Here is a 22,340-nt window from a genome sequence, read left to right as displayed (position 1 = left end):
GCGGCCGTCCGTTTCCGGCCGTATCGCCCATCCCCGGTGTGATCACCGAGCGTGCGGGAATCCTGTACACGGCGTACGATCCGAGGTTCACGCCCCCGAAATGCACCCTGATGCCCTCATCCGCCTCCCGGGCATGCCACCATCTTCCGGGCGGTGACTGGTGATACGAGATCAAGAAGAGACGGCGAAGCAGGGTGCGCAGCCTCCGGAGGAGGAGGCCCGCACCCCTGAGGCGTTGTCGCGTCCCGACGCCTCGTCCGGCACCCCCGAGCACCACGACGGCCGCGGCCAGGAGCCGGACCCCGGCTCCGACGGCCCGCGGGGCGGCGGCGACGGCGGCGAGCCGCATGTCGACCGGGTCTCCGGGGACGAGCCGTTGCTGCCGGCGCGGGTCCACCGCCCCTCCGACCTCATGCGGCTGCTGCTCGGTGTGCTGGGCATGGCCGTCGTCCTGGCCATCGCGGCCTTCGCGCACGGCACCACCGCGGGTCTGGAGAAGGACATCGGCCACGGCGCCGACCAGGCGCCCCCGCTGCTGATCGACTTCGCAGGGCTCACGGCGAGCGTCGCCGTCCTCGTCCTCCCGGTGGCCTTCGCCGTCGAGCGGCTGATCAAACGGGACGGGCTGCGGATCGCGGACGGCGTCCTGGCCGCGGTGCTCGCCCACGGGGTGTCCCTCACCACGGACCTGTGGGTCGCGGACGGCGCACCGGAGTCGATCCGGGAGGCGCTCACCCAGCCCGCCCCCGGCGGCACGTTCAGCGATCCCGTCCACGGCTATCTCGCGCCCGTCATCGCCTATATGACGGCCGTCGGGATGGCACGGCGCCCGCGCTGGCGGGTGGCCATGTGGTGCGTGCTGCTGCTCGACGCGTTCGCGGTGCTCGTCGGCGGCTACACCACCCCGTTCTCGATCATCGTGACGGTGCTGATCGGCTGGACCGTCGCCTACGGCACGCTCTACGCCGTCGGCTCGCCCAATGTCCGCCCCACCGGGCAGAACCTCCTCGCCGGGCTGCGCCGCGTCGGCTTCAACCCGGTCAGCGCGATGCGCGCGGAGGAGCCCACGGAGGGCGACCAGGGCAACCACGGGGACCGCGGCCGCCGCTATCTGGTCACCCTGGAGGACGGTCCGCCCCTGGACGTCACCGTGGTCGACCGCGAACAGCAGGCCCAGGGGTTCTTCTACAGCGTCTGGCAGCGGCTGACGCTGCGCACCATCGCCCCGCCGCGCAGCCTCCAGTCGCTGCGCCAGGCGCTGGAGCAGGAGGCGCTGCTCGCATACGCGGCCATCGCCGCGGGTGCCAACGCGCCCAAGCTGATCGCCACCTCCGAGCTGGGCCCGGACGCGGTGATGCTGGTCTACGAGCACATCGGCGGCCGTCCGCTGCACGCCCTGCCGGACGAGGAGCTCACCGACGAACTGCTGGCCGGGGCCTGGCACCAGGTCCAGGCGCTCCAGTCACGGCGGATCGCCCACCGGCGGCTGGACAGCGACGCCCTCCTGGTCGACCGCGACGGCCGGGTGATCCTCACCGATCTGCGGGGCGGCGAGATCGCCGCCGGTGACCTGGTGCTGCGGATGGACGTCGCCCAGTTGCTCACCACCCTCGGGCTGCGGGTCGGCGCCGAGCGCTCGGTGGCGGCTGCGGTCGCGGTCCTCGGCCCGGACGCGGTCGCCGACAGCCTTCCGCTGCTCCAGCCGCTGGCCCTGGGCCGCGGCAGCCGCGCGACCCTGCGCCAGCTTGCCCGGGAGCGCGCCCAGCGACAGCGGGAAGCGGTGCTGGAGGCGTCGCGCACGGCCAAGGAGGCCAAGGAGGCGCGCGGGGCCGACGAGCCCCAGGCGGCCATCAGCGACCGCAAGACCCAGCGGGCCGAGAAGCAGGCGGAGAAGCGGGCGATCGAAGAGGCCCTGGAGGACGCCCGCGAGGAGGATCTGCTCGCCCAGATCCGTCAGCAGGTGCTGCTGGTCCGGCCGCAGGCGCCCATAGTGCCGGTCCGGCTGGAGCGCATCAAACCGCGCACCCTGGTCAGCTTCTGCGCGGGCGCCTTCGCCGCGTACTTCCTGCTCTCCCAGTTCACCCACATCAAGCTGGGCGCCGTGGTCGGCGAGGCCAACTGGATCTGGGTGCTCTTCGCGCTCGTCTTCTCCGCGCTGACCTATGTGGCCGCGGCCATGAGCCTGCTGGGCTTCGTGCCCGAGAAGGTGCCCTTCGGGCGGACGGTGCTGGCGCAGGTGGCCGCCTCGTTCGTGAAGCTGGTGGCCCCCGCGGCGGTCGGCGGCGTCGCCCTGAACACCCGGTTCCTCCAGCGCGCGGGGGTGCGGCCGGGCCTCGCGGTGGCCAGTGTCGGGGCCTCCCAGCTCTTCGGACTGGCCAGCCATATCGTGCTGCTGCTGACCTTCGGCTACATCACCGGGACCGAGCGCACCCCGACCCTCTCACCGTCCCGGAGCGTGATCGCCGGGCTGCTGACGGCCGCGGTGCTGGTCCTGGTGGTGACCGCGGTCCCCGTCCTGCGGAAGTTCGTCTCCACCCGGGTGCGGTCCCTGTTCGCCGGTGTCGTCCCGCGCATGCTGGACGTGCTCCAGCGGCCCAGGAAGCTGCTCGCGGGCATCGGCGGCATGCTGCTGCTGACCGTCGCCAACGTGCTGTGCCTCGACGCGTCGATCCGGGCGTTCGGCGGTGACCTGAGCTACGCGAGCATCGCGGTCGTCTTCCTCGCGGGCAACGCGCTGGGCTCGGCGGCCCCCACCCCCGGCGGTGTCGGCGCGGTCGAGGCCGCGCTGATCGCCGGTCTGACCTTCGCCGGGCTGCCGTACGAGACCGCGGCGCCCGCGGTGCTGCTCTTCCGGCTGATGGTCTTCTGGCTGCCGGTGCTGCCGGGCTGGCTGGCCTTCACCCACCTCACCCGTAAAGAGGCGCTGTAGGGGCCGTCGCGGGGCCCGCTCCCATGGCCGCCCGACAGGGCCCGTAGCGCCCCGTACCACCGCGGCCCGGAGCCCGCGCGCCGGAACGCCTCCGTACGGCCCCCACCGCCGGCCCCGCTCACCCGTCCGTCCGCGCTGTGCGCGCGGCCCGGCGCGGGCCGCCCGAGGATGGCGGTACGCCGCCCACCCCCGGGAGAGCCGCCGTGTCCCGACCTCTGCGCACCGGTGCGCTGTCCGCCGCCGTCCTGCTGATGACCGCCCTCCCGGCCGGATGCGGCGGGGACGGCGGGGACCGGCCGGACACCTCCGCCGCCCAGAAGCTGGACTGGGCACCCTGTCCGACCCCCTCGGACAGTCAGGACGGCAGTGCCACCAAGGCCCCCGGCAAGGAATGGGAGTGCGCGACGCTCCACGCCCCGCTGGACTACCGCGATCCGGACGGCGACACCATCGGCATCGCCATGATCCGCGCCAAGGCCACCGACCGCCGCCACCGGATCGGTTCGCTCATCTTCAACTTCGGCGGCCCCGGCGGCTCCGGCGTCGCCACCCTCCCGGCGCTCGCCGACAGCTACCGCCAACTGCGCACCCGCTACGACCTGGTGAGCTTCGATCCGCGCGGGGTCGGCCGCAGCAGCGGGGTGCACTGCCTCAGCGATGAGCAGCTCGACTCCTACTACGCCGCCGACCCCACCCCGGACACCGCCGCCGAGGTGAAGGGTCTGGTCCGCCGGGTCAAGCGGTACGCCGCCGCGTGCGAGAAGAACTCCGGGAAGGTGCTGCCCTATGTCGGCACCACCAACGCCGCCCGCGACATGGACCTGATGCGCCGGGTCCTCGGCGACCGCAAGCTCTACTACTTCGGGATCTCGTACGGCACCGAACTGGGCGGCGTCTACGCCCATCTGTACCCCCGGAACGTCGGACGCGCGCTCTTCGACGGGGTGGTGGACCCGGCGCAGACCCCGGAGCAGGGAGCGCTCGGCCAGGCCAAGGGGTTCCAGCTCGCGCTGAACAACTATGTGAAGGACTGCGACAAGGGCGGCGGCATGGTCGCACCCGCGAGCTGTCCCACCGCGGCGCAGATCCGCACCTTCCTCAAACGGCTGGACACCCGGCCGCTCCCGGCCGGTGACGGACGGAAACTCACCGAGTCGCTGGCCGCGGGCGGGATCGCGCAGTCCCTGTACTCCGAGCAGTTCTGGCAGTACCTCACCCAGGGGCTGGACGCCGCCCGGCAGGGCGACGGCCGGATCCTGATGGCCCTGGGCGACGCCATGAACGGACGTGACCAGGACGGTGACTACAGCACTCTCCAGGCGTCCCTGACCGCCATCACCTGCGCCGACTTCAAACAGCGCTACACGGTCGGCGACATCGAGCGGAAACTGCCCACCTTCCGCAAGGCGTCCCCGGTCTTCGGCGACTTCATGGCCTGGAGCCTCACCCAGTGCACCGGCTGGCCGGTGCCCGGCACCTGGACCACACCCGATGTCAGCGCGCACGGTTCCGCCCCCATCCTCGTCGTCGGCAACACCGGTGACCCGGCGACGCCCTACTCCGGTGCGCGGAAGATGGCGCAGGAGCTCGGCCCCGGTGTCGGTGTCGAACTCACCTACAAGGGACAGGGCCACGGCGCGTACGACAGTGGCAGCGGCTGTGTCCAGCGGATCGCCAACGCCTATCTCCTCCAGGGCAAGGTGCCGCCGAAGGGCAAGGTCTGCACCTAGGCCGTGTCGTTGGGATCTAGGGAGCCTCATGACTCCGGCGGCGCCAACCGTGACGGTATTGAGAAGGAGTACGCACACTCCCGTTCGGACCCTCCTCCTAGGATCACCGGGTATGTCGAGTTCCCTACGCACCATACGGACCAGGGCACTGGTCTCCGCGACCGTCGTGGTCGCTCTCACCGCCGTCGTCGGCTGCGATGACGACGGCGGAAAGGACCAGGGCAAGGGGCAGTCCAGACCGTCCGCCCCGGCCCCCGCCGCGACGGACAGCTCCCTGCCGGACTCGCTCACCGGCCAGAAGCTGCGGTGGAAGTCCTGCCCCGCACCGTCGCCGATCCAGGGCACCGGCGCGGCACCGGGGAACGACTGGGAATGCGCCACGCTCAAGGCTCCGCTGGACTACGCGAAGCCGAAGGGCGAGACGATCGATCTCGCCATGATCCGGGCCGGGGCCACCGACGAGGACCGCCGGATCGGCTCCCTGATGTTCAACTTCGGTGGCCCCGGCGGCTCCGGGGTCTCCTCGCTGCCCGGCTTCGCCGACGACTACGCCAAGCTGCGCACCCGCTACGATCTGGTGAGCTTCGATCCGCGCGGGGTCGGGGAGAGCGCGGGCGTGACTTGTCTGAGCGACAAGGAGATGGACGCGGCCGACGCCGTCGACGGCACCCCGGACGACGAGGACGAGATCAAGGCCGCCACGGCGGACTCCCGGAAGTACGCCGCCGCCTGCGAGAAGAAGTCCGGCCGGGTCCTGCCCCATGTGGACACCGTCAGCGCCGCCCGTGACATGGACCTCATGCGGCAGGTGCTCGGTGACCGCAAGCTCTCGTACTTCGGCATCTCGTACGGCACCGAACTCGGCGGTGTCTACGCCCATCTCTTCCCCCGGAACGTGGGACGCGCGGTGCTCGACGCCGTCGTCGACCCGACCGAGGACCCCGAGGAGGGCGCCTACGGTCAGGCCAAGGGGTTCCAGCTCGCGCTGGACAACTACCTGAAGGACTGCGCCAAGAAGGGCATCGGCTGTCCGACCGGCAGTGACGCCGAGGCGGGCGACGCAAAGATCGCCGCGTTCCTGAAGAAGCTGGACAAGAAGCCGCTGTCCACCCAGAGCGGCCGCAAGCTCACCCAGGACGGCGCCCTGAGCGGGATCGCCGCCGCGCTGTACGACCGGGAGAGCTGGCGGTATCTGACGCTCGGCCTCCAGGAAGCGATGCACTTCGGCAAGGGCAACATGCTGCTGGCGATGTCGGATTCACTCGCCGGCCGGGACGAGAAGGGCCGCTACAGCAACATCAGCGCCGCCAATATGGCCGTCAACTGCGTGGACGACAAGCAGCGTTACACCGTCGAGGATGTGAAGGCCCAACTGCCCCGGTTCCGCGAGGCGTCGCCGGTCTTCGGCGAGTACCTGGCCTGGGGCATGCTCGGCTGCACCGAATGGCCGGTGGACGGGACCACCGACAGCCCGGAGGTGAACGCCAAGGGCTCGGCGCCGATCCTGGTGGTCGGCAACACCGGTGACCCGGCGACCCCGTACGCGGGGGCGCGCAAGATGGCCGGGGAACTCGGTCCGGGCGTGGGGGTCGAGGTCACCTACAAGGGCCAGGGCCACGGTGCGTACAACAGCGGCAACGCCTGTATGACCAGGACCGTGAACGCCTATCTGCTGGACGGGAAGGTGCCCTCGGACGGCACCACCTGTTCCTAGCCGGACACACCGCGGGGCCCGGACCGATATCGGTCCGGGCCCCGCGCGCGTCTCCGTCCGGGGTTCCGGGGTCGGCCCGGTGCGGACGTCAGCCTCAGTAGACGGGCTTCTCGGGCTCGATCTGGTGGACCCAGCCGATCACACCGCCGCCCACGTGCACGGCGTCCGCGAAGCCCGCGGACTTCAGCACGGCCAGGACCTCCGCGGACCGGACACCCGTCTTGCAGTGCAGGACGATCTTCTTGTCCTGCGGCAGCTCCTGGAGGGCGCCGCCCATCAGGAACTCGTTCTTCGGGATCAGCCGGGCGCCGGGGATGGAGACGATCTCGTACTCGTTCGGCTCGCGGACATCGATGATGTCGATGTTCTCGCCGTCGTCGATCCACTCCTTGAGCTGCTTGGGCGTGATGGTGGACCCGGCGGCGGCCTCCTGGGCCTCCTCCGAGACGACACCGCAGAACGCCTCGTAGTCGATCAGCTCGGTGACCGTCGCGTTCGGCCCGCAGACCGCGCAGTCGGGGTCCTTGCGGACCTTGACCTGGCGGTAGGTCATCTCCAGGGCGTCGTAGATCATCAGTCGGCCGACCAGCGGGTCGCCGATACCGGCGAGCAGCTTGATCGCCTCGTTGACCTGGATCGAGCCGATCGACGCGCAGAGCACACCGAGCACACCGCCCTCGGCGCAGGACGGGACCATGCCCGGCGGCGGGGGCTCCGGGTACAGGCAGCGGTAGCAGGGACCGTGCTCGGACCAGAAGACCGACGCCTGACCGTCGAAGCGGTAGATCGAACCCCAGACGTACGGCTTGTTCAGCAGCACGCACGCGTCATTGACCAGATAGCGGGTGGCGAAGTTGTCCGTGCCGTCCACGATCAGGTCGTACTGGGCGAACATCTCCATCACGTTGTCCGCCTCGAGGCGCTCCTCGTGGAGGACGACGTTCACATACGGGTTGATGCCGAGCACCGTGTCCCGGGCCGACGCGGCCTTGGAGCGGCCGATGTCCGCCTGGCTGTGGATGATCTGGCGCTGCAGATTGGACTCGTCGACCTCGTCGAACTCCACGATGCCGAGGGTGCCCACACCGGCCGCGGCCAGGTACATCAGGGCCGGGGAGCCGAGACCGCCCGCGCCCACACAGAGGACCTTGGCGTTCTTCAGCCGCTTCTGCCCGTCCATCCCGACATCGGGGATGATCAGATGGCGCGAGTACCTGCGGACCTCGTCGACGGTGAGCTCGGCAGCCGGCTCGACCAGGGGTGGCAGCGACACGGGGACTCCGTAAGGGGAGGGAGCAGACGGACATGCACCCCCGCGTGAGCGGGGTGGTTTTCTTCCCGTAACACTGCCACGCCCCATCTCATTCCATGACACGCGGTCCGATGCGCGAGACGATGTCGTCCCAGTAGCCGGGCAGGGCCTCCCAGGGCGTGGTCGCGGAGGTCCGCCGCCCCGGATGGTGCGTACGGTCGGTGAAGTAGATCGTCCCCGCGCCCTGCCAGCGGGCGATCCGCAGCGCCTCCTCCAGATGCGGCCCAGGGACGCCGTGCACCAGATGGCAGAAGCGTTCGGGCGGATACCCCGCCGTCCACTCCGCGACCTGGGACCAACGATAGTCCGCCCACGCGCCGCGGAAGGTCACCAGCTGATCGGCGACCTCCATGTACTCCGGGTGCGGATGGGTGCCCTGCCCCAGCACCAGATGACCGCCGCCGAGCAGGGCGCGCAGGGTGGCGGCGGTACGGCGGACCTCCACCAGGCCGGGACGGTCGGCCGGGCAGCGGTCCAGCAGGAAGCCGTCCACCCGGTACCAGTCCAGGAAGCGGTCGGCATCGGAGACCAGCTCGCCGAACGGGCGGGTGCCGCAGCGGGCGTCCAGGAGGCCCAGCACCCGCACACCCGCGGCGCGCAGCCGGGCCACCGCGGTGAGGCAGTGCGGATCCCGGCGGGCGCCGGGGCCTCGCCCCACCGAGAGCACCGTCCAGTCCACCGGGGCGCCCGGCCGGGCGAGCTCCGCCCATTCGGTGGGCGCCACCAGCGGGTGGGCGTAGCCGGGGACGCCCAGGCCGAGCGTGTGATCGGCGGCGGGGATGTCGCGCAGCGGACCCGGGGAGGTCAGATGCGACATGCCGCCTCCATCCAGATGTCGGCGAGCGACTCCTCCAGCGGGATCCTGGAGCGCCAGCCGAGCCGGTCCCGGGCGGTGCGCACATCCGCCTGCTGCCAGCTTCCGCAGCCGTCCGGGTAGGGGAAGGTGGCCGCGCCGCCGGTGGGGTGCCCCTCCGCCGCCGGATGGGGGTGGTGGCCGGGGCCGTGCGCGGCGTGGGCCGGGGCCGGGACATGGGCCACCGCGCCGGCCGCGTGGTGCACCAGCCCGCGCCCGGGCGGGGCGTCGATCTCGTGCAGCGAGCCGCCGAACCCCGCCACCCGGGCCAGCACTGCGGCCGCCTCGCGCAGCCGCACCGCACGGCCGGTGCCGATGTTGACCACGCCCTGGGCGGCCGACAGCGAGGCGGCGTGCACCGCCCGCGCCACGTCCCGGACGTCCACGAAGTCCCGCTGGACGCCGAGCCCGCTCAGCTTCAGCTCGCTCTCCCCGGACTGCATCGCCCGGCGCATCGCCTCGGCGAGCCTGCCCAGCGGGGACCCGGCCGGGGTGCCCGGCCCCACCGGGGAGAACACCCGCAGCACCACCGCGTCCAGGCCCGAGCCCAGCACCAGCTCGGTGGCGGCCAGCTTGCTCACCCCGTACGGGCCGCCGGGGCGCGGCACGGCGTCCTCGGCGGTCGACGAACCGGGCTGCGAGGGTCCGTACTCGGAGGAGCAGCCGATCTGCACCAGCCGGGCACCGCAGCCGCTGCGCCGCAGCGACTCGCAGACCGTCGCGACCGCCACCGTGTTGTGCCGGGTGAGCTCCCGGGCTCCGCCGCGGGTGGCGCCCGCGCAGTTGATCACCACACCGGGGTGGACGGCGTTGAGGAAGCGGGTGAGCGCGCCGGGGCTGCCGCTGGAGAGGTCGAAGCGCACATCGGCGTCGTCCCCCCGGCCGAGCGCGGTGAGCTGTACGGCGGGGTCGGCGAGCAGGTGCTCCGCGACATAGCGCCCCAGATATCCCCCGGAGCCGAGCAGCAGGACTCTCATCGGTCACGCCTCCCCGCGCGGGTGCGTGGACAGGACAGGTCGTCGCTCATGTGGTGGCTCCTCGTGAGGGTGGCAGGGTGCTGCGGTCGTACGGGGGGTGGCGGGTTCACTGGGGCGCCTCGCAGGGCGCCGGATGGGTGCCGTCGGCACGGTGCGGACCGCGGCGGGAGGTGCCGTCGCCCGGCGCGCCGGGGGCGTCACCGTGGGCCGAGGCACGGGACAGGACGGCGCAGGCGTATCCGAGCAGGCCGAGCGCGGCGGCGGCGCAGGCGGCCGCGGGGACGACGGCGGCGCCATGGGCGGCGGTCAGCCGTGCCACCGGCTCGCCGAGCGGGGCGGCGCCGGGCAGCCGGGCGGCCAGCGCGGTGACCTCCACCACCGCCTCGACCGCGCAGGCTGCGGCCAGCCCGCCGACCGCCGCCCCGCGGAAGCCGTGGACGGCGAGCAGCCGGGCCAGGAACAGCAGCGCGGCCAGCGCGGCGACGGCCGCCTCGACGGTGGTGACGGACCCGGGGCCGGAGCCGGCGGGCGGCCGGGGGAGGACGAGCCGGGCGGTGAGCACCAGGGGCGCCAGCGCGGCCAGGAAGCCGAGGGCGGTGAGCGCGAACAGCGGGCGGACCCTGGTGGCGAACTCCCCCACCCCGCGGCTGCCCGTCAGCCTCCGGCGCGCCCGGAGGGCGAACCAGCGGGCGCATCCGGCGGCGGGCGCGACGGCCAGCGCGAGGACCACGGCGGTCCCGGCGGCGCGGGCGGGGTCGTACGCGCCGCGCTCACCGGTGACCAGCCCGGTGAGCAGCCAGTCCCCGCAGGCGGCGTAGCCCAGGAGCCAGCCGAGGCAGAGCGGACCTGCGAGGTCCGCGAGCCACCCGCCGCGTCCGCGTCCGGCGATCCGCAGCGGGCCCCGGCTCAGGCACAGCCAGAGCGCGACGGCCACCAGGACGGTGCCGAACGCTCCGGCGGCGGCCCGAGGGGCGGGCGGCGCGAGGTCCGGCCGCAGTACGGCCCATGCGGTCGCCGCGCACAGCGCCCCGGGCAGCGGCCACAGCGCCCAGGTCCCGCGCGCGGGACGCGGGGCGGGGGCCGCCGCGGACTCCTCGGCGCGGGGCACCCGGGCGTACAACTCCTCGGCGAGGCCGAAGACATCGCGGTGCCGGAAGCGGGCGGCGGTGCGGTCCGTCACCCCGTGGGCCTCCAGCCCGGCGGCGATCTCCAGCGGATCGACGGCGCGGGCGCAGAGGTCGTGGTGCCGGTGCATCAGCTCCCGCACCGGATCGGCGGGCCGCCGCCGACCGGCGCCCGCCCGCGCCCCGGATCCGGGGGCGTCCGCCGGGTCGTCGGGGGTGATCAGGGCGCGGGAGGGATCGTTCCAGCCGCCGGGGGAGGTGGGGGTGGTGGGCTGGTCCGACAGGGGGTCATGGGGCAGGGTCATACGCCCTCCTCGGTCAGGTGGTTCGCCACCGGGCCCACACCCAGCGCCTCACGGGACACCGGAACGGCCCAGCCCGGGGTGTGCTCCTGTGCGCCGCGGGACGGCGCGGGATCCGCGGACCGGTGGCCGGAGCCGTCGCCGTCGCGGCCGGCGGTCCAGCGGCCCGGGATATGGGCCTCCGCCGGGAGGGCGAACGGCAGGGGCGCGCCGTCCTCGCCGACCTCCTCGCGCCGCACCGGGCAGTGCGACATCAGCTCCAGGTAGATCCCGCGGAAGGCGGCCACGTTCTGCTCGATCGTGAACAGCTCCAGCGCGCGGGCCCGTGCCGCGGCGCCCAGGCGCGCACGGCGGGCGGGGTCGCGCAGCAGCGCCAGGCATGCCTCGGCGAGCGCCCGGGGGTTGCGCGGGGGCACCACCAGACCGGTACCGCCGATGACCTCGCACACCGCGCCGACGTCCGTCGACACCGTGGCCCGGCCGCAGAACATCGCCTCGACCAGTCCCACCGGAAAGCCCTCGACCACGCTGGAGAGCACCACGACCCCGCCCGCCGCGTACGCCTCCGGCAGGGACGGCGCCCCGGGCTCCCCGAGCCGTTCGAAGGAGACCGGGTTGTCGCCGACGGTGTGGGCGTTCACGGCCTCGTCGGGGAAGAGGTGCGCGGCGAGGGCGCGGCAGCGGGCCGGGTAGTCCTCCTCCCCCGCCGGTTCCACGGGGGCGTCCGCGCGCCGGGTCTCGATGATGCGCAGCCGGGCGTCCGGCCGTCGGCGGCGCACCTCCGCGAACGCGTGCAGCAGACCGACGACGTCCTTGGGCGGCTCGACCCGGCCCACCCACACCAGCGTGCGGCCGTCGTCGCCGGCGCCCGCGGCGCCGTCGCCGCGCTCACCGCCCTCGCCGACCTCCGCGAAGCGGGCGGCGTCCATACCGGGGTAGACGGTGCGCAGCCGCTCGGGGTCGGCACCGCACCGCTCCTGCCAGCGGCGGGCGTGGGTGTTGCCGGGGGTGATCAGCGCGGCCCGCGCGTAGACCTCGGCGGCCAGGCGGCCCTGGAAGGCGGTGAGCAGGGTGCGGACGGGCGTGGGGCGCGGGGCGCCGGACCGCGCCGGGTCCGCCGGTCCGGCCGGATGGTCCGCGAGGTAGTGCTCGCGCAGCCGGACGCCGTACTCGGTGACCAGCAGCGGTGTACCGAAGAACCGTTCGGCCACCAGCCCCGGGAGCGCCGCCGCCCCGCCGGAGGCGGCATGGCACAGATCGACCCGGGCGAGTCCGAAGGGCCCGTACCAGTCGAGCGACAGGGGGCGCAGCGCGCGCTCCAGCGCCTCGGTGACGGTCAGCAGATCGGCGACCCGCGCCTGCTGGGCGCCGTGCGCGGCCCCGGGGAGGCGGCAGGCGCGCTCCAGCAGGCGGACGGCGTCCTCGGAGCGGAGCGCGGCGGAGAGCCCGCCGAGGTCGAGGGCGAGTTCGGCCAGACCGTGGAGGCCATTGGCGAAACGGTCCGCCAGATGCCCGGTGCCCGGCTCCCCGGCCCCCGGAGAGGCGATGGCGGCGGCCAGTTCGGCGAAGTGCTCCGCGAAGCGGCGCCGCTGCCTGCGGCCGACGCGCCGCGCGGGCGGAGCGCCCCACAGCGCGGCGGTGCGCACCCGCCGCACCTGGGCGGGGAGTCCGGTCCAGCCCGCGGCCTCCTGGTGGGCGCTGCGGCTCAGCGCGTAGATCTCGAACTCATGCTGGTCCAGGCCCCGGACGAGCCGGTCGCACCACACCAGTGCTTCACCCGTCGCATACGGATAACCACCCTCCGTAAGCAGTCCTACGCGCATGAGAGCACCCCCGATCTTTCCTATGGGCCGGCCGTGATGCCGCCGTCGTGCGGCGTGAGCACGTTATGCGCGCATGACGCAGGCGCGACGGACGGTTGTCCGTCGCACCACCGGAAGGGGTGAACGCCCGTGACCTTCCCTGCGCTCAGGCGTTGTTGGGCGCTATAGGCGATCCGAGGCCCCGTTCCGGGGCGCGGGCGGTGTACCGCCGGTGCAGGAACGGTTGGGCGCGGGGCGGGACTTCCCCGCCGGGGCGGACCGCTCCGTGGGGAATCCGCCGGGGCGGACTATCCCTTGGGGAACGGCCAGGCGTTGGGGCGACAGGTCGCGCCGTCGGTCGACAGGAACTTGGTCTGCTGCATCATCACCGGGGCGAGCGCGCCGTCGCGGCCGCAGACCTCGTGGTTGTGGCCGAGCCGGTGGCCGACCTCGTGGTTGATCAGCATCTGCCGGTAGCTGTGCATCTTGTCGTCGCCGTAGGTCCTGGCGCCCTGCGCCCACCGATAGGCGTTGATCATGACGCGCTGGGTCGAGGCCGAGTCACAGGAGACATTGAGCTCGGTGGTGTCCAGCCCGGACTTGGCGCACCAGGCCGCCGTGGTCCCGGGGCTCGCGAGGGTGATCACGAACTTGGCGGGCCCGGAGGAGACCCGTTCGAAGGCGTACCTGCCGCCGTGCCCCCAACTCCGCTCGTCGTTCAGCGTCTTGTGGACGGCCTCGGCGAACAGCTCGCCGTCCAGCCGCAGTCCCTTCTCCACGTCCACGCGGTAGCGCACCACCTCGCCCCGGCCGGGCGCCTTGTCGTGCCCGCCGACGGTCTGGAACGCGCCGGAGCCGCGCAGCTTCGGGTCGAGCGGGAAGACCGCCGCCATCTTCTGCGCGTACGTCTGCGGCGAGGACTTGGGCGGCGCCTTCACCCCGGCGGACCCGGCCGGGGCGCCGCCCCGGTCGTCACCGCGCGAGACGGCGTCGGAACGGCCGCGCTCCGCGTCGCCCTGGGCGCTCGCCCGGTTGTCCTCCGGCGAGCCGCTCGTCACCTGTCCGGCCACCACGACGGCCAGCACGGTGGTGACGGCGGCCGCGGCGACCCCGGTGAAGGTCCGGCCCTTGCCGCCTTTGGCGACGCCCCGGGCGCCGTTCTCGGGATCGTCGTCCCGTGGTCCGTCGGGGTCGTCGTCGGTGTGGCGCTCCTCGCCCCGGCCGCCGTCGGCGCCGTCACCGGCCGCTTCCTGCGCACGGCGCGGCGCGGGCACCGCTCCCGGCGCTCCGGCGGCGAAGACGTCGTCACCGTCGTCCGGACCGCCCGAGAATTCGAACGCGTCGAGGTACTCCTTGCGGGGACCGGGCATCAGCCCGCCCGCGCCGGAGACCGTGGGCCGGGACGGCTGGTTCATCTTCCCCGGCGCGTTCACGACCGTGGCACGCCCCTGGGCGCGGGGCCCGCCGAGCGCGCCCCAGCCGCCGCCGGGCTCATGGTGTTCGGGATGGCCGCCGCGGGTGCGCGCCGACGGGGACTGCGGGACGAACGCTGCCCGCGGTACGCCCTGCGGGGGTGTCATGGCGGGGTCACCGGGGGTGCCCCGCCTCCGGCGTCCGGTGCCGGGGGCCGCCGCGGGCGCGGGCTCCGCGCCGGGCGCCGTGTGTTCCACAAACGCGGGGCCGGAACCGGAGCCCGCGGCGGAGGATGGGCGACCCCGGTCCTCCTTGCTGCCACGTGCGCTGTGTTTACCCACGCGCCGCACCGCTCCCGTCCGTGCCGGGTTCCGATACGGCGCCGCGTACCGCCCGGCTCTCCCGGCCTTCTCGTCCGTCAACGTCATCGAGCAGTTCGCGCATGGCGCGAGCCACTGCTTCCGGATACTCCATCATCGCGACGTGTCCTGCGTCCAACAGCGTCAACAGCCGGGAGTCACGGAAGGTGGCGTTCGCCCGCTGTGCCATCCGGATGGAGACCAGTTGGTCGCGCATACCGTAGACGAGGAGCGTGGGCGCGAGCACCCGCTCGGCCTGTCGCCACAACGAGTGCTGGCCGCCCAGGGTGTAGGAGTCGACGACACCGCGCGCGGACCGCGTGAGCGCGTCCCAGAAGTACGGGAGGTCGAGGCGGCGCTGGAACTCCTCCACCGCCAGCGCGAAGTCCTCCGGGCCGACCCGCCCCGGGTCCCCGTAGGTGAGCAGCATCACCTCGCGGGTACGCCGCTCGGCGTCCCAGTCCCGGGTCATCCGGGTGAACAGCCGGGTCACCCCGGGTATCGCGAGCAGCCCGGTGGGCAGCGCCGCACGCTGCGGCCGCAGCTCGGGCAGCGCGGGAGAGACGAGGGTGAGGGTGCGCACCAGATCGGGCCGTACCGCCGCGACGCGGGTGGTGACCGCCCCGCCCATCGAATTGCCCACCAGATGGACCGGACCGCGGTCGGCGGCGTCGAGGAAGCGGATCACCGCGCGGGCGTGGCCGGTGATCGAGTAGTCACCGTCGTCCGGCGGCGGGGAATCACCAAAACCGGGGAGGTCGACCGCCTCGCCGTCCACCCGGCCGGCGAGCCCCTCCATCAGCGCGGACCAGTTCAGCGAGGAGCCGCCGAGGCCGTGGACGAAGAGCGCGGGCGGCAGCCCGGGGGCGGCCGGGGGGCGGGAGCGCACGTTCAGCGTCAGGCCGGGCAGCCGGGCGGTGCGCAGCTTCTCCCCGGCGCCGACCCGCACCGGCCGCCCGGGCGGGACCGTGGCGATCACGCGGGCTTCCGGCGGCTCGGTCGCAGACATGCGGCAATGTTACGAGACGATCACGCACCTGATCGTGTGTTCGCCCTCACAGACAACGTAGCGTCCGAAAGTGACCTCTCCTAGGCTCGTTACTACACGGGGACGCTCAGCCGCCTCCGGGAAGGGGAGTACATGTCCATCGACCCGTCCGATCCCGAGACCTTCGAGAACCTCGGAAACGACGACTCCACCGAGTCCGACGTCGAAGCCCCCGAGGCGGACGCCGCCGACCAGCACCGTGACCTGGTCCCCCACCGCGACGACCAGCCGCCCTCCGACGAGCTCGTCGAAGCGAACGAGGCGGACCGGGCGGAGCAGGCCAGGGTCGTCGAGGTCAACGAAGAGGACTACCGGTGACCAGCGGCAATGGTGGGCTTTTCATAGAGTCCGGTCCGTGAAATTCTCCGCACGAACCGCGCGCGGCCCGGTTACCCAAAAGTACGATGGCGGGCGCGGGTGGACATCGTGCACAGAACATTCAAATGGGAGGCGGCGTGACAGCCATCGAGCAGACAGAGGCGCGCCCGCGGGGTACGCGCCTGCCGCGCCGAGCCCGACGCAATCAGCTCCTGGGGGCGGCCCAGGAGGTCTTCGTCGCTCAGGGTTACCACGCGGCGGCGATGGATGACATCGCCGAGCGCGCGGGAGTCAGCAAGCCCGTGCTCTACCAGCACTTCCCGGGCAAGCTGGAGCTCTATCTCGCCCTGCTCGACCAGCACTGCGAGGCACTGCTCCAGGCGGTGCGCACAGCGCTCGCCTCGACCACCGAGAACAAGCAGCGCGTCGCCGCGACCATGGACGCGTACTTCGCGTACGTCGAGGAGGAGGGCGGCGCCTTCCGCCTCGTCTTCGAATCCGACCTGACCAACGAGCCGGCCGTGCGCGAGCGCGTGGACCGGGTCTCGCTCCAGTGCGCCGAGGCGATCAGTGAGGTGATCGCCGAGGACACCGGCCTGTCCCAGGACGAGTCGATGCTCCTGGCCGTCGGCCTCGGCGGGGTCTCGCAGGTCGTCGCGCGCTACTGGCTCTCCAGCGGAAGCGCGGTACCGCGGGACACCGCGGTGCAGCTGCTGACCTCGCTCGCCTGGCGGGGCATCGCCGGGTTCCCCCTGCACGGGGCCGACGGCGGGCAGCACTGAGCCATCGGGTCATCCCGGGGCACGCGGGTCATCTCGGGCCGCGCCGCCGCGCGTTCGCGGGAGCGGGCGTGTTCGCTGCAGGCGTGTGCCCGGGCCGCCCGGCGGGTCCCCCTCCCCGGCTAATGTGTGCGGAGTACGGCGCGGACGGCCGCGCACCCCAACTGACCGTCGGAGGGACAAAGCCGTGGAGGTCAAGATCGGCGTGCAGCACGCGCCCCGCGAGATCACCTTGGAGAGCGGGCAGTCTGCCGAGGAGGTCGAGCGCCTGGTGGCCGACGCGCTCGCCGGCAAGGCTCAGCTCCTGACCCTGGTGGACGACCACGGCCGCAAGGTCCTGGTCCCGGCCGACCGGCTCGCGTACGTCGAGATCGGTGAGCCGAGCACCCGCAAGGTCGGATTCGGCACGCTCTGAGCGGTCGCGTATGACGGCGGCGGGGGGGGGGGGGGGGGGCCCACCCCCGCCCCCCCCCCCCGGCGCCCAGGCGGGGGCCCCCGGGGGGGGGGGGCGCCCCCCGGGGGGGGGGGGGGGCCGGGGGGGGGGGGGGGGGGGCCCCCCCCCCCCCCCCCCCCCCCCCCGCCGTTCCGCTCTCCGGGCGCCCCGTGGTGCGCGCCGGTGGCCAACTCCCCCCGCGCGCCGCGCACGCCCTTCCCACGCGCACTCCGCCGTCTCCTCCCGACACTCCCGCATCGCAGGGTTGCCCGCTCGTGGGCACGGGTAGGACGGGCACGACCGACGCGTGATCGCGCGCCGGTTCCGGTCCGCTCACGGGAAGGACGCGCCATGATCCTCTGGGAAGCGCTCGGCTCGGTACTGATCGGTCTCGCCATCGCGTACGGGGCGAGCCGCTGGCGCCCCCGAAGGCTGCCCGCACGCCCCCTGGTCCTGTCGACCGGCTCCGGTGGCGCGCTCTTCGGCGCCCTGCTCGCGCATACGGTGCTGGGCCCGGGCAACTCGGCGGCGGTGCTGATCGTCGCGCTCGGGTTCGCGGCGGCGATGCTGTCGCTGCTCATCCGCCCGGCGGGCCGCTCCCGCCGCAGGCGCTCCGTCACGGCCTGACGCGCGGCACGGCGGCCGGGGACCCGGCCGCCTCCGCCAGTGCCGCGTCCGGCCGCGTATCGCCCCGCTCACGGCCCCTGGTAGGACCCTCCGCAGAGCGCCGCCCCGGCAAAGGCGGGGGCCATCGGGCCCAGCAGGCCCAGCGCGATGGACCCGATGGCACCGGCCGGCCACCGTGCGCACCCCGGCCGGCACGGCACCAGGCCGTGCCGGCCGGATCCGCGCTAGGTCGTGTCTTGTGGATCGGCTCGGATCAGCCCGCGGCGTCTGGTGCAGGGGGTACCTCCCAGCGGTAGCTGGGGGCGGATCGCAAGGCGGAGGAGCGTCCTCGTAGTGGGCCTACTCGGATGCTCCGACAACGCAGCGAGCTGCCGTGCCAGGCGTCGCGGGCCCGAGGTGATCCACAAGACACGGCCTAGGCGGCCAGGCCCAGCGCGGCCATCCGCTTGGTGTGCGCCTCGGTGATCCGGGAGAACATCCGGCCCACCTCCGCCAGGTCGAAGCCGTCGGCCAGACCGCCCACCAGCATCGTGGACAGCGCGTCACGGTCCGCGACCACCCGCTGCGCCTGCGACAGCGCCTCGCCCATCAGCCGCCGCGCCCACAGGGCCAGCCGCCCGCCGACCCGCGGGTCGGCCTCGATGGCGGCGCGCACCTTCTCCACCGCGAAACTGGCGTGGCCGGTGTCGTCGAGCACCTGGAGCACCAGACCGCGGGTGTCGGCGTCGAGCCGGACGGCCACCTCGCGGTAGAAGTCGCTGGCGATCGAATCGCCCACGTATGCCTTGACCAGGCCCTCCAGCCAGTCCGACGGCGCGGTCTGGCGGTGGAAGCCGTCCAGGGCCGCGGCGAACGGCTCCATCGCCTCGGTCGGCCGCTCACCGACCGTGGCCAGCCGGTCCCGGAGCCGCTCGAAGTGGTGGAACTCGGCGGACGCCATCTTCGCCAGCTCGGCCTTGTCCTCCAGCGTGGGCGCCAGCTTGGCGTCCTCGGCCAGCCGCTCGAAGGCGGCCAGCTCGCCGTAGGCGAGGGCGCCGAGCAGATCCACCACGGCGGCCCGGTACTGCGGATCGGCGGCGGCCGTGTCCCAGTCCTGGGCGGCGATCCCGGTGGCCTCGGCGGCGGGCTCCTCGGAACCCTTCGCCGGACGGTCCGCCGCGCTCTCCCCGGCGCGGTCCTCGGTGGTTGCTGCGGCGTTCTCAGGCGTGTCAGACGTCTCCATGGAGCGCACAATAGCCCGCTCAGCACGGTGGGGAAGGGCCTGGTCAGCCATGGCCTGAGGCGCCGCTCATCCGGTTACCCGGTCACAGATGCGCGCTTCCGGGGTACAGTGGTATTTGCACCCGTCGCATACCGGCGGGTCGTTCCACGAATGCGGATGCCCGGTCGGTGGCCCGATCGGCTCCAAACCGACCGCCCTCCGCGCGGCGCGCAGTGTTCATGCGCACGGCAGGAGGGACCCGCTCGCGGCGTGAGCGCTCGAGCGAGGGCAGTGGTCCCGCGCCGAACCGGCCGCCCCAAGGCCGGTGCAATCCGGGCGCTGTGCGACCCCCTTCGCCGCCTCCCGCCGCGTCTCACAGAAGAGGCAAACATCCTGACCACGTTCCGAGAACTCGGGATCCTCCCCGAGACGGCCGAGGCCCTGGAAGCCGTCGGCATCACGTCCCCGTTCCCCATCCAGGAGATGACGCTCCCGGTCGCCCTGTCCGGCACCGACGTCATCGGCCAGGCCAAGACCGGCACCGGCAAGACGCTGGGCTTCGGCCTCCCGCTGCTGGAGCGCGTCGTCGTCCCCGCCGACGTCGAGGCCGGCCGGGCCAAGCCCGACCAGCTCACCGAAACCCCGCAGGCGCTCGTGGTCGTCCCCACCCGCGAGCTCTGCCAGCAGGTCACCAACGACCTGCTCACCGCCGGTAAGGTCCGGGACGTCCGCGTCCTGTCGATCTACGGCGGCCGCGCCTACGAACCGCAGGTCGAGGCCCTGAAGAAGGGCGTCGACGTGGTCGTCGGCACCCCCGGCCGGCTGCTGGACCTGGCGGGCCAGAAGAAGCTGCGGCTCTCCGCCGTCAAGGCGCTCGTCCTCGACGAGGCCGACGAGATGCTCGACCTGGGCTTCCTGCCCGACGTCGAGAAGATCATCCAGCTGCTGCCCGCCAAGCGCCAGACCATGCTGTTCTCGGCGACCATGCCGGGGCAGGTCATCTCCCTGGCCCGTCGCTACATGTCGCAGCCCACCCACATCCGCGCCACCGCGCCGGATGACGAGGGCGCGACCGTGGCCAACATCACCCAGCACGTCTTCCGGGCCCACTCGCTGGACAAGCCCGAGGTCGTGGCGCGCGTGCTCCAGGCCGACGGCCGTGGACTCGCGATGATCTTCTGCCGCACCAAGCGCACCGCGGCCGATATCGCCGACCAGCTCGCCCGGCGCGGTTTCGCGTCCGGCGCGGTCCACGGCGACCTCGGCCAGGGGGCGCGCGAGCAGGCGCTGCGCGCCTTCCGCAACGGCAAGGTCGATGTCCTGGTCTGCACCGATGTCGCCGCGCGCGGTATCGATGTCGAGGGCGTCACCCATGTGATCAATTACCAGTCGCCCGAGGACGAGAAGACCTATCTGCACCGCATCGGCCGCACCGGCCGCGCGGGTGCGTCGGGTACCGCCATCACCCTCGTCGACTGGGACGACATCCCGCGCTGGCAGCTCATCAACAAGGCGCTGGACCTGCCGTTCAACGACCCGGAGGAGACCTACTCCACCTCGGGTCACCTCTTCGAGCTGCTGAGCATCCCGGAGGGCACCACCGGTGTCCTGCCGCGTGCCGAGCGCACCCGGGCCGGGCTGGCCGCCGAGGAGATCGAAGACCTCGGTGAGACCGGTGGCCGGGGTGGCCGGGGCCGCCGTTCCGGCGCCGCCCCGCAGCAGCAGGAGCGTCCGGCCCGCACCCGGACCCAGCGGGTCCGCCGCCGCACCCGCGGCGGTCAGACCATGGGCGACGGGGGCGCGCCGGAGGGGACGTCGGCCGCCGAGACCGCTGCCGACACCGTCGAGGGCGCCACCGAGCCGCGTCAGCCCCGTCGTCGCCGTCGCACCCGCGGTGGTGCGGCGGACGCGGGCGAGGCGGCCACCGCCGCGGTCGACACGGTGGAGACCGCCGAGGCCGTCCCGGCCGAGGAGGCCCCGGCCAAGCCGCGCCGCCGCCGCACCCGGGCGAAGGCCACGGAGGAGGCCGCGGAAGCGGCCGTCGCCACGGCCGAGGGCACCCCGGCACCCGCCGAGGACGCCCCGGCCAAGCCCGCCCGCCGCCGCACCCGCGCCAAGGCCACCGAGACGGCCGAGGCCACCGCCACCGCGGAGACGGTCACCGAGGCCGCCGACGCGGAGGCCAAGCCGCGCCGCCGTACCCGGGCGAAGGCCACGGAGGCCGCGGAGGCCGCCGTCGCCACCGCCGAAGGCACCCCGGCACCCGCCGAGGACGCCCCGGCCAAGCCCGCCCGCCGCCGCACCCGCGCCAAGGCCACCGAGACGGCCGAGGCCACCACGGAGGCCGTGGAGACGGCCACCGACGGTGAGGCCAAGCCGGTCCGGCGCCGTCGTCGCACCCGTGCGGCGGCCCAGCCCGAGGCCGCGGCCGAGAGCTGACGGCACAGGCACCGATGAGCGCCTCGGGCCCCGTTCCGCGACACCGCGGACGGGGCCCGAGGCGTTCACGGTCCGTTTCCCGCGGTCTGTATAGCCTCATCCCATGAGCAGGCCGCCGTTTCTCACACTGCCCGCGGGCGCCCGCGCGTACCGACTGGGGACCGCGCGCGGGGAGTTCGCCGCGCATGATGCGCGGCCCGCTTCGGCCGCCCGCGGCACCGTGCTGCTGGTGCCCGGTTTCACCGGCAGCAAGGAGGACTTCATCGCCCTGCTGGAACCGCTGGCCGCCGCGGGCTTCCGGGCGGTCGCGGTCGACGGCCGCGGTCAGTACGAGAGCCCCGGCCCCCGGGACCAGACGGCCTATGGCCGGGACGAGCTGGCGCTCGACGTCCTGGCGCAGGCCACGGCGGTCAGCGCCGCCACCGAGGATCCGGTCCATCTGCTCGGGCATTCGCTGGGCGGGCTGATCGCGCGGGCCGCGGTGCTGAAGGACCCGGGCGCGTTCAGCTCACTGACCATCATGAGCTCGGGCCCGGCGGCCATCTCGGCCGCCCAGCAAGCCCGCACCAAGCTGCTCATCGACGCGCTGACCGTGATGGACATGGAGTCCGTCTGGCAGGCGATGCGCGAACTGGACCCGCCCGAGGCGGCCGACGCGGCGACCCCGCCCGGCGTGCGGGAGTTCCTCCACCAGCGCTGGCTGGCGACCGTACCGGAGCAACTGATCGCCACCGGACGGCAGCTCAGCGCGGAACCGGACCGGGTCGGCGAGCTCGCGGCGGCCGGGCTGCCCGTCCATGTGCTCTCCGGTGAGGTGGACTACGCCTGGCCGGTGCCGCAGATGGACGAGATGGCCGAGCGGCTGTCGGCGCACCGGACCGTGATCGGAGGGGCCGAGCACTCCCCCAACGTCGAACGGCCGCGGGAGACGGCCGACGCGCTGGTCTCGTTCTGGCGCGGCGTGGGCTGAGCCGCGCCGT

Annotated in this window: 17 protein-coding genes; 9 read left to right on the top strand and 8 right to left on the bottom strand. The window is 73.6% G+C overall.

Going from position 1 to position 22,340, the window contains the following annotated elements; translation table 11 throughout:
• The first annotated feature begins 160 nt into the window (after positions 1 to 160).
• From NMK44_RS04030 to NMK44_RS04020, 3 genes are all read left to right on the top strand, one after another.
• Positions 161 to 2,929 carry a flippase-like domain-containing protein gene (locus NMK44_RS04030; protein WP_254738237.1) on the top strand — a complete coding sequence of 923 codons (2,769 nt, stop codon included), beginning with the start codon at positions 161 to 163 and terminating at the stop codon, positions 2,927 to 2,929.
• 251 nt (positions 2,930 to 3,180) lie between these two features.
• Entirely contained in the window at positions 3,181 to 4,659 is a 1,479-nt protein-coding gene (locus NMK44_RS04025; protein WP_254738725.1) for an alpha/beta hydrolase, read from the top strand.
• A 112-nt stretch (positions 4,660 to 4,771) separates the two neighbouring features.
• Positions 4,772 to 6,373, top strand: a complete 1,602-nt coding sequence (locus NMK44_RS04020) for an alpha/beta hydrolase (RefSeq protein WP_254738236.1) — start codon at positions 4,772 to 4,774, stop codon at positions 6,371 to 6,373.
• Between the two features lie 94 nt (positions 6,374 to 6,467).
• Here NMK44_RS04020 and moeZ read toward each other — a convergent pair whose 3' ends face one another.
• From moeZ to NMK44_RS03985, 7 genes are all read right to left on the bottom strand, one after another.
• A complete protein-coding gene (moeZ, locus tag NMK44_RS04015) occupies positions 6,468 to 7,646 on the bottom strand; it encodes an adenylyltransferase/sulfurtransferase MoeZ (protein WP_254738235.1) in 1,179 nt (392 codons plus the stop codon).
• A gap of 88 nt (positions 7,647 to 7,734) precedes the next feature.
• Entirely contained in the window at positions 7,735 to 8,502 is a 768-nt protein-coding gene (locus NMK44_RS04010; protein WP_254738234.1) for a spherulation-specific family 4 protein, read from the bottom strand.
• Positions 8,490 to 9,515, bottom strand: coding sequence for an NAD-dependent epimerase/dehydratase (locus NMK44_RS04005; protein ID WP_254738233.1), 1,026 nt, complete (start codon positions 9,513 to 9,515; stop codon positions 8,490 to 8,492). Before NMK44_RS04005 ends, NMK44_RS04010 begins: the two co-directional genes overlap by 13 nt.
• 106 nt (positions 9,516 to 9,621) lie before the next feature.
• Complete coding sequence (locus NMK44_RS04000) at positions 9,622 to 10,944, bottom strand: hypothetical protein (protein WP_254738232.1); 1,323 nt, start codon at positions 10,942 to 10,944, stop codon at positions 9,622 to 9,624.
• Positions 10,941 to 12,764 carry a DUF3492 domain-containing protein gene (locus NMK44_RS03995; RefSeq protein ID WP_254738231.1) on the bottom strand — a complete coding sequence of 608 codons (1,824 nt, stop codon included), beginning with the start codon at positions 12,762 to 12,764 and terminating at the stop codon, positions 10,941 to 10,943. Before NMK44_RS03995 ends, NMK44_RS04000 begins: the two co-directional genes overlap by 4 nt.
• A gap of 287 nt (positions 12,765 to 13,051) precedes the next feature.
• Positions 13,052 to 14,323 (bottom strand): DUF3152 domain-containing protein, encoded by a 1,272-nt coding sequence (locus tag NMK44_RS03990; RefSeq protein ID WP_302887740.1) that lies wholly within the window; start codon positions 14,321 to 14,323, stop codon positions 13,052 to 13,054.
• A 166-nt stretch (positions 14,324 to 14,489) separates the two neighbouring features.
• Positions 14,490 to 15,524: an alpha/beta fold hydrolase gene (locus tag NMK44_RS03985; RefSeq protein WP_254738229.1), complete on the bottom strand. Its 1,035-nt coding sequence runs from the start codon at positions 15,522 to 15,524 to the stop codon at positions 14,490 to 14,492.
• Positions 15,525 to 15,656: 132 nt separating this feature from the next.
• Between NMK44_RS03985 and NMK44_RS03980 the strand changes: the two genes are divergently transcribed.
• The 4 genes from NMK44_RS03980 (at position 15,657) to NMK44_RS03965 (ending at position 17,720) form a co-directional block, all read left to right on the top strand.
• Positions 15,657 to 15,881 carry an Rv3202a family protein gene (locus tag NMK44_RS03980; protein ID WP_254738228.1) on the top strand — a complete coding sequence of 75 codons (225 nt, stop codon included), beginning with the start codon at positions 15,657 to 15,659 and terminating at the stop codon, positions 15,879 to 15,881.
• A 137-nt stretch (positions 15,882 to 16,018) separates the two neighbouring features.
• Positions 16,019 to 16,663, top strand: coding sequence for a TetR/AcrR family transcriptional regulator (locus tag NMK44_RS03975; protein WP_254738227.1), 645 nt, complete (start codon positions 16,019 to 16,021; stop codon positions 16,661 to 16,663).
• A 184-nt stretch (positions 16,664 to 16,847) separates the two neighbouring features.
• Complete coding sequence (locus tag NMK44_RS03970; protein WP_254738225.1) at positions 16,848 to 17,075, top strand: DUF3107 domain-containing protein; 228 nt, start codon at positions 16,848 to 16,850, stop codon at positions 17,073 to 17,075.
• A gap of 369 nt (positions 17,076 to 17,444) precedes the next feature.
• Positions 17,445 to 17,720, top strand: a complete 276-nt coding sequence (locus NMK44_RS03965; RefSeq protein WP_254738223.1) for a hypothetical protein — start codon at positions 17,445 to 17,447, stop codon at positions 17,718 to 17,720.
• A 415-nt stretch (positions 17,721 to 18,135) separates the two neighbouring features.
• On the opposite strand, the gene NMK44_RS03960 is transcribed toward NMK44_RS03965, so the two are convergent.
• Positions 18,136 to 18,951 carry a ferritin-like fold-containing protein gene (locus tag NMK44_RS03960; protein WP_374215231.1) on the bottom strand — a complete coding sequence of 272 codons (816 nt, stop codon included), beginning with the start codon at positions 18,949 to 18,951 and terminating at the stop codon, positions 18,136 to 18,138.
• Between the two features lie 453 nt (positions 18,952 to 19,404).
• On the opposite strand from NMK44_RS03960, the gene NMK44_RS03955 reads away from it, so the two are divergent.
• Together NMK44_RS03955 and NMK44_RS03950 are read left to right on the top strand one after the other, a co-directional pair.
• Positions 19,405 to 21,360: a DEAD/DEAH box helicase gene (locus NMK44_RS03955; protein WP_254738219.1), complete on the top strand. Its 1,956-nt coding sequence runs from the start codon at positions 19,405 to 19,407 to the stop codon at positions 21,358 to 21,360.
• A gap of 103 nt (positions 21,361 to 21,463) precedes the next feature.
• The gene (locus tag NMK44_RS03950; RefSeq protein ID WP_254738217.1) at positions 21,464 to 22,330 is read left to right on the top strand and encodes an alpha/beta fold hydrolase; all 867 of its coding nucleotides are present in this window, start codon (positions 21,464 to 21,466) and stop codon (positions 22,328 to 22,330) included.
• Positions 22,331 to 22,340: the final 10 nt, after the last annotated feature.

This window comes from Streptomyces cucumeris, from assembly GCF_024295805.1.
In the GTDB taxonomy this organism is placed as follows: domain Bacteria; phylum Actinomycetota; class Actinomycetes; order Streptomycetales; family Streptomycetaceae; genus Streptomyces; species Streptomyces cucumeris.
Note: the sequence above shows the minus strand (reverse complement) of the source record. Positions and strands in the feature narration are given on the sequence as shown.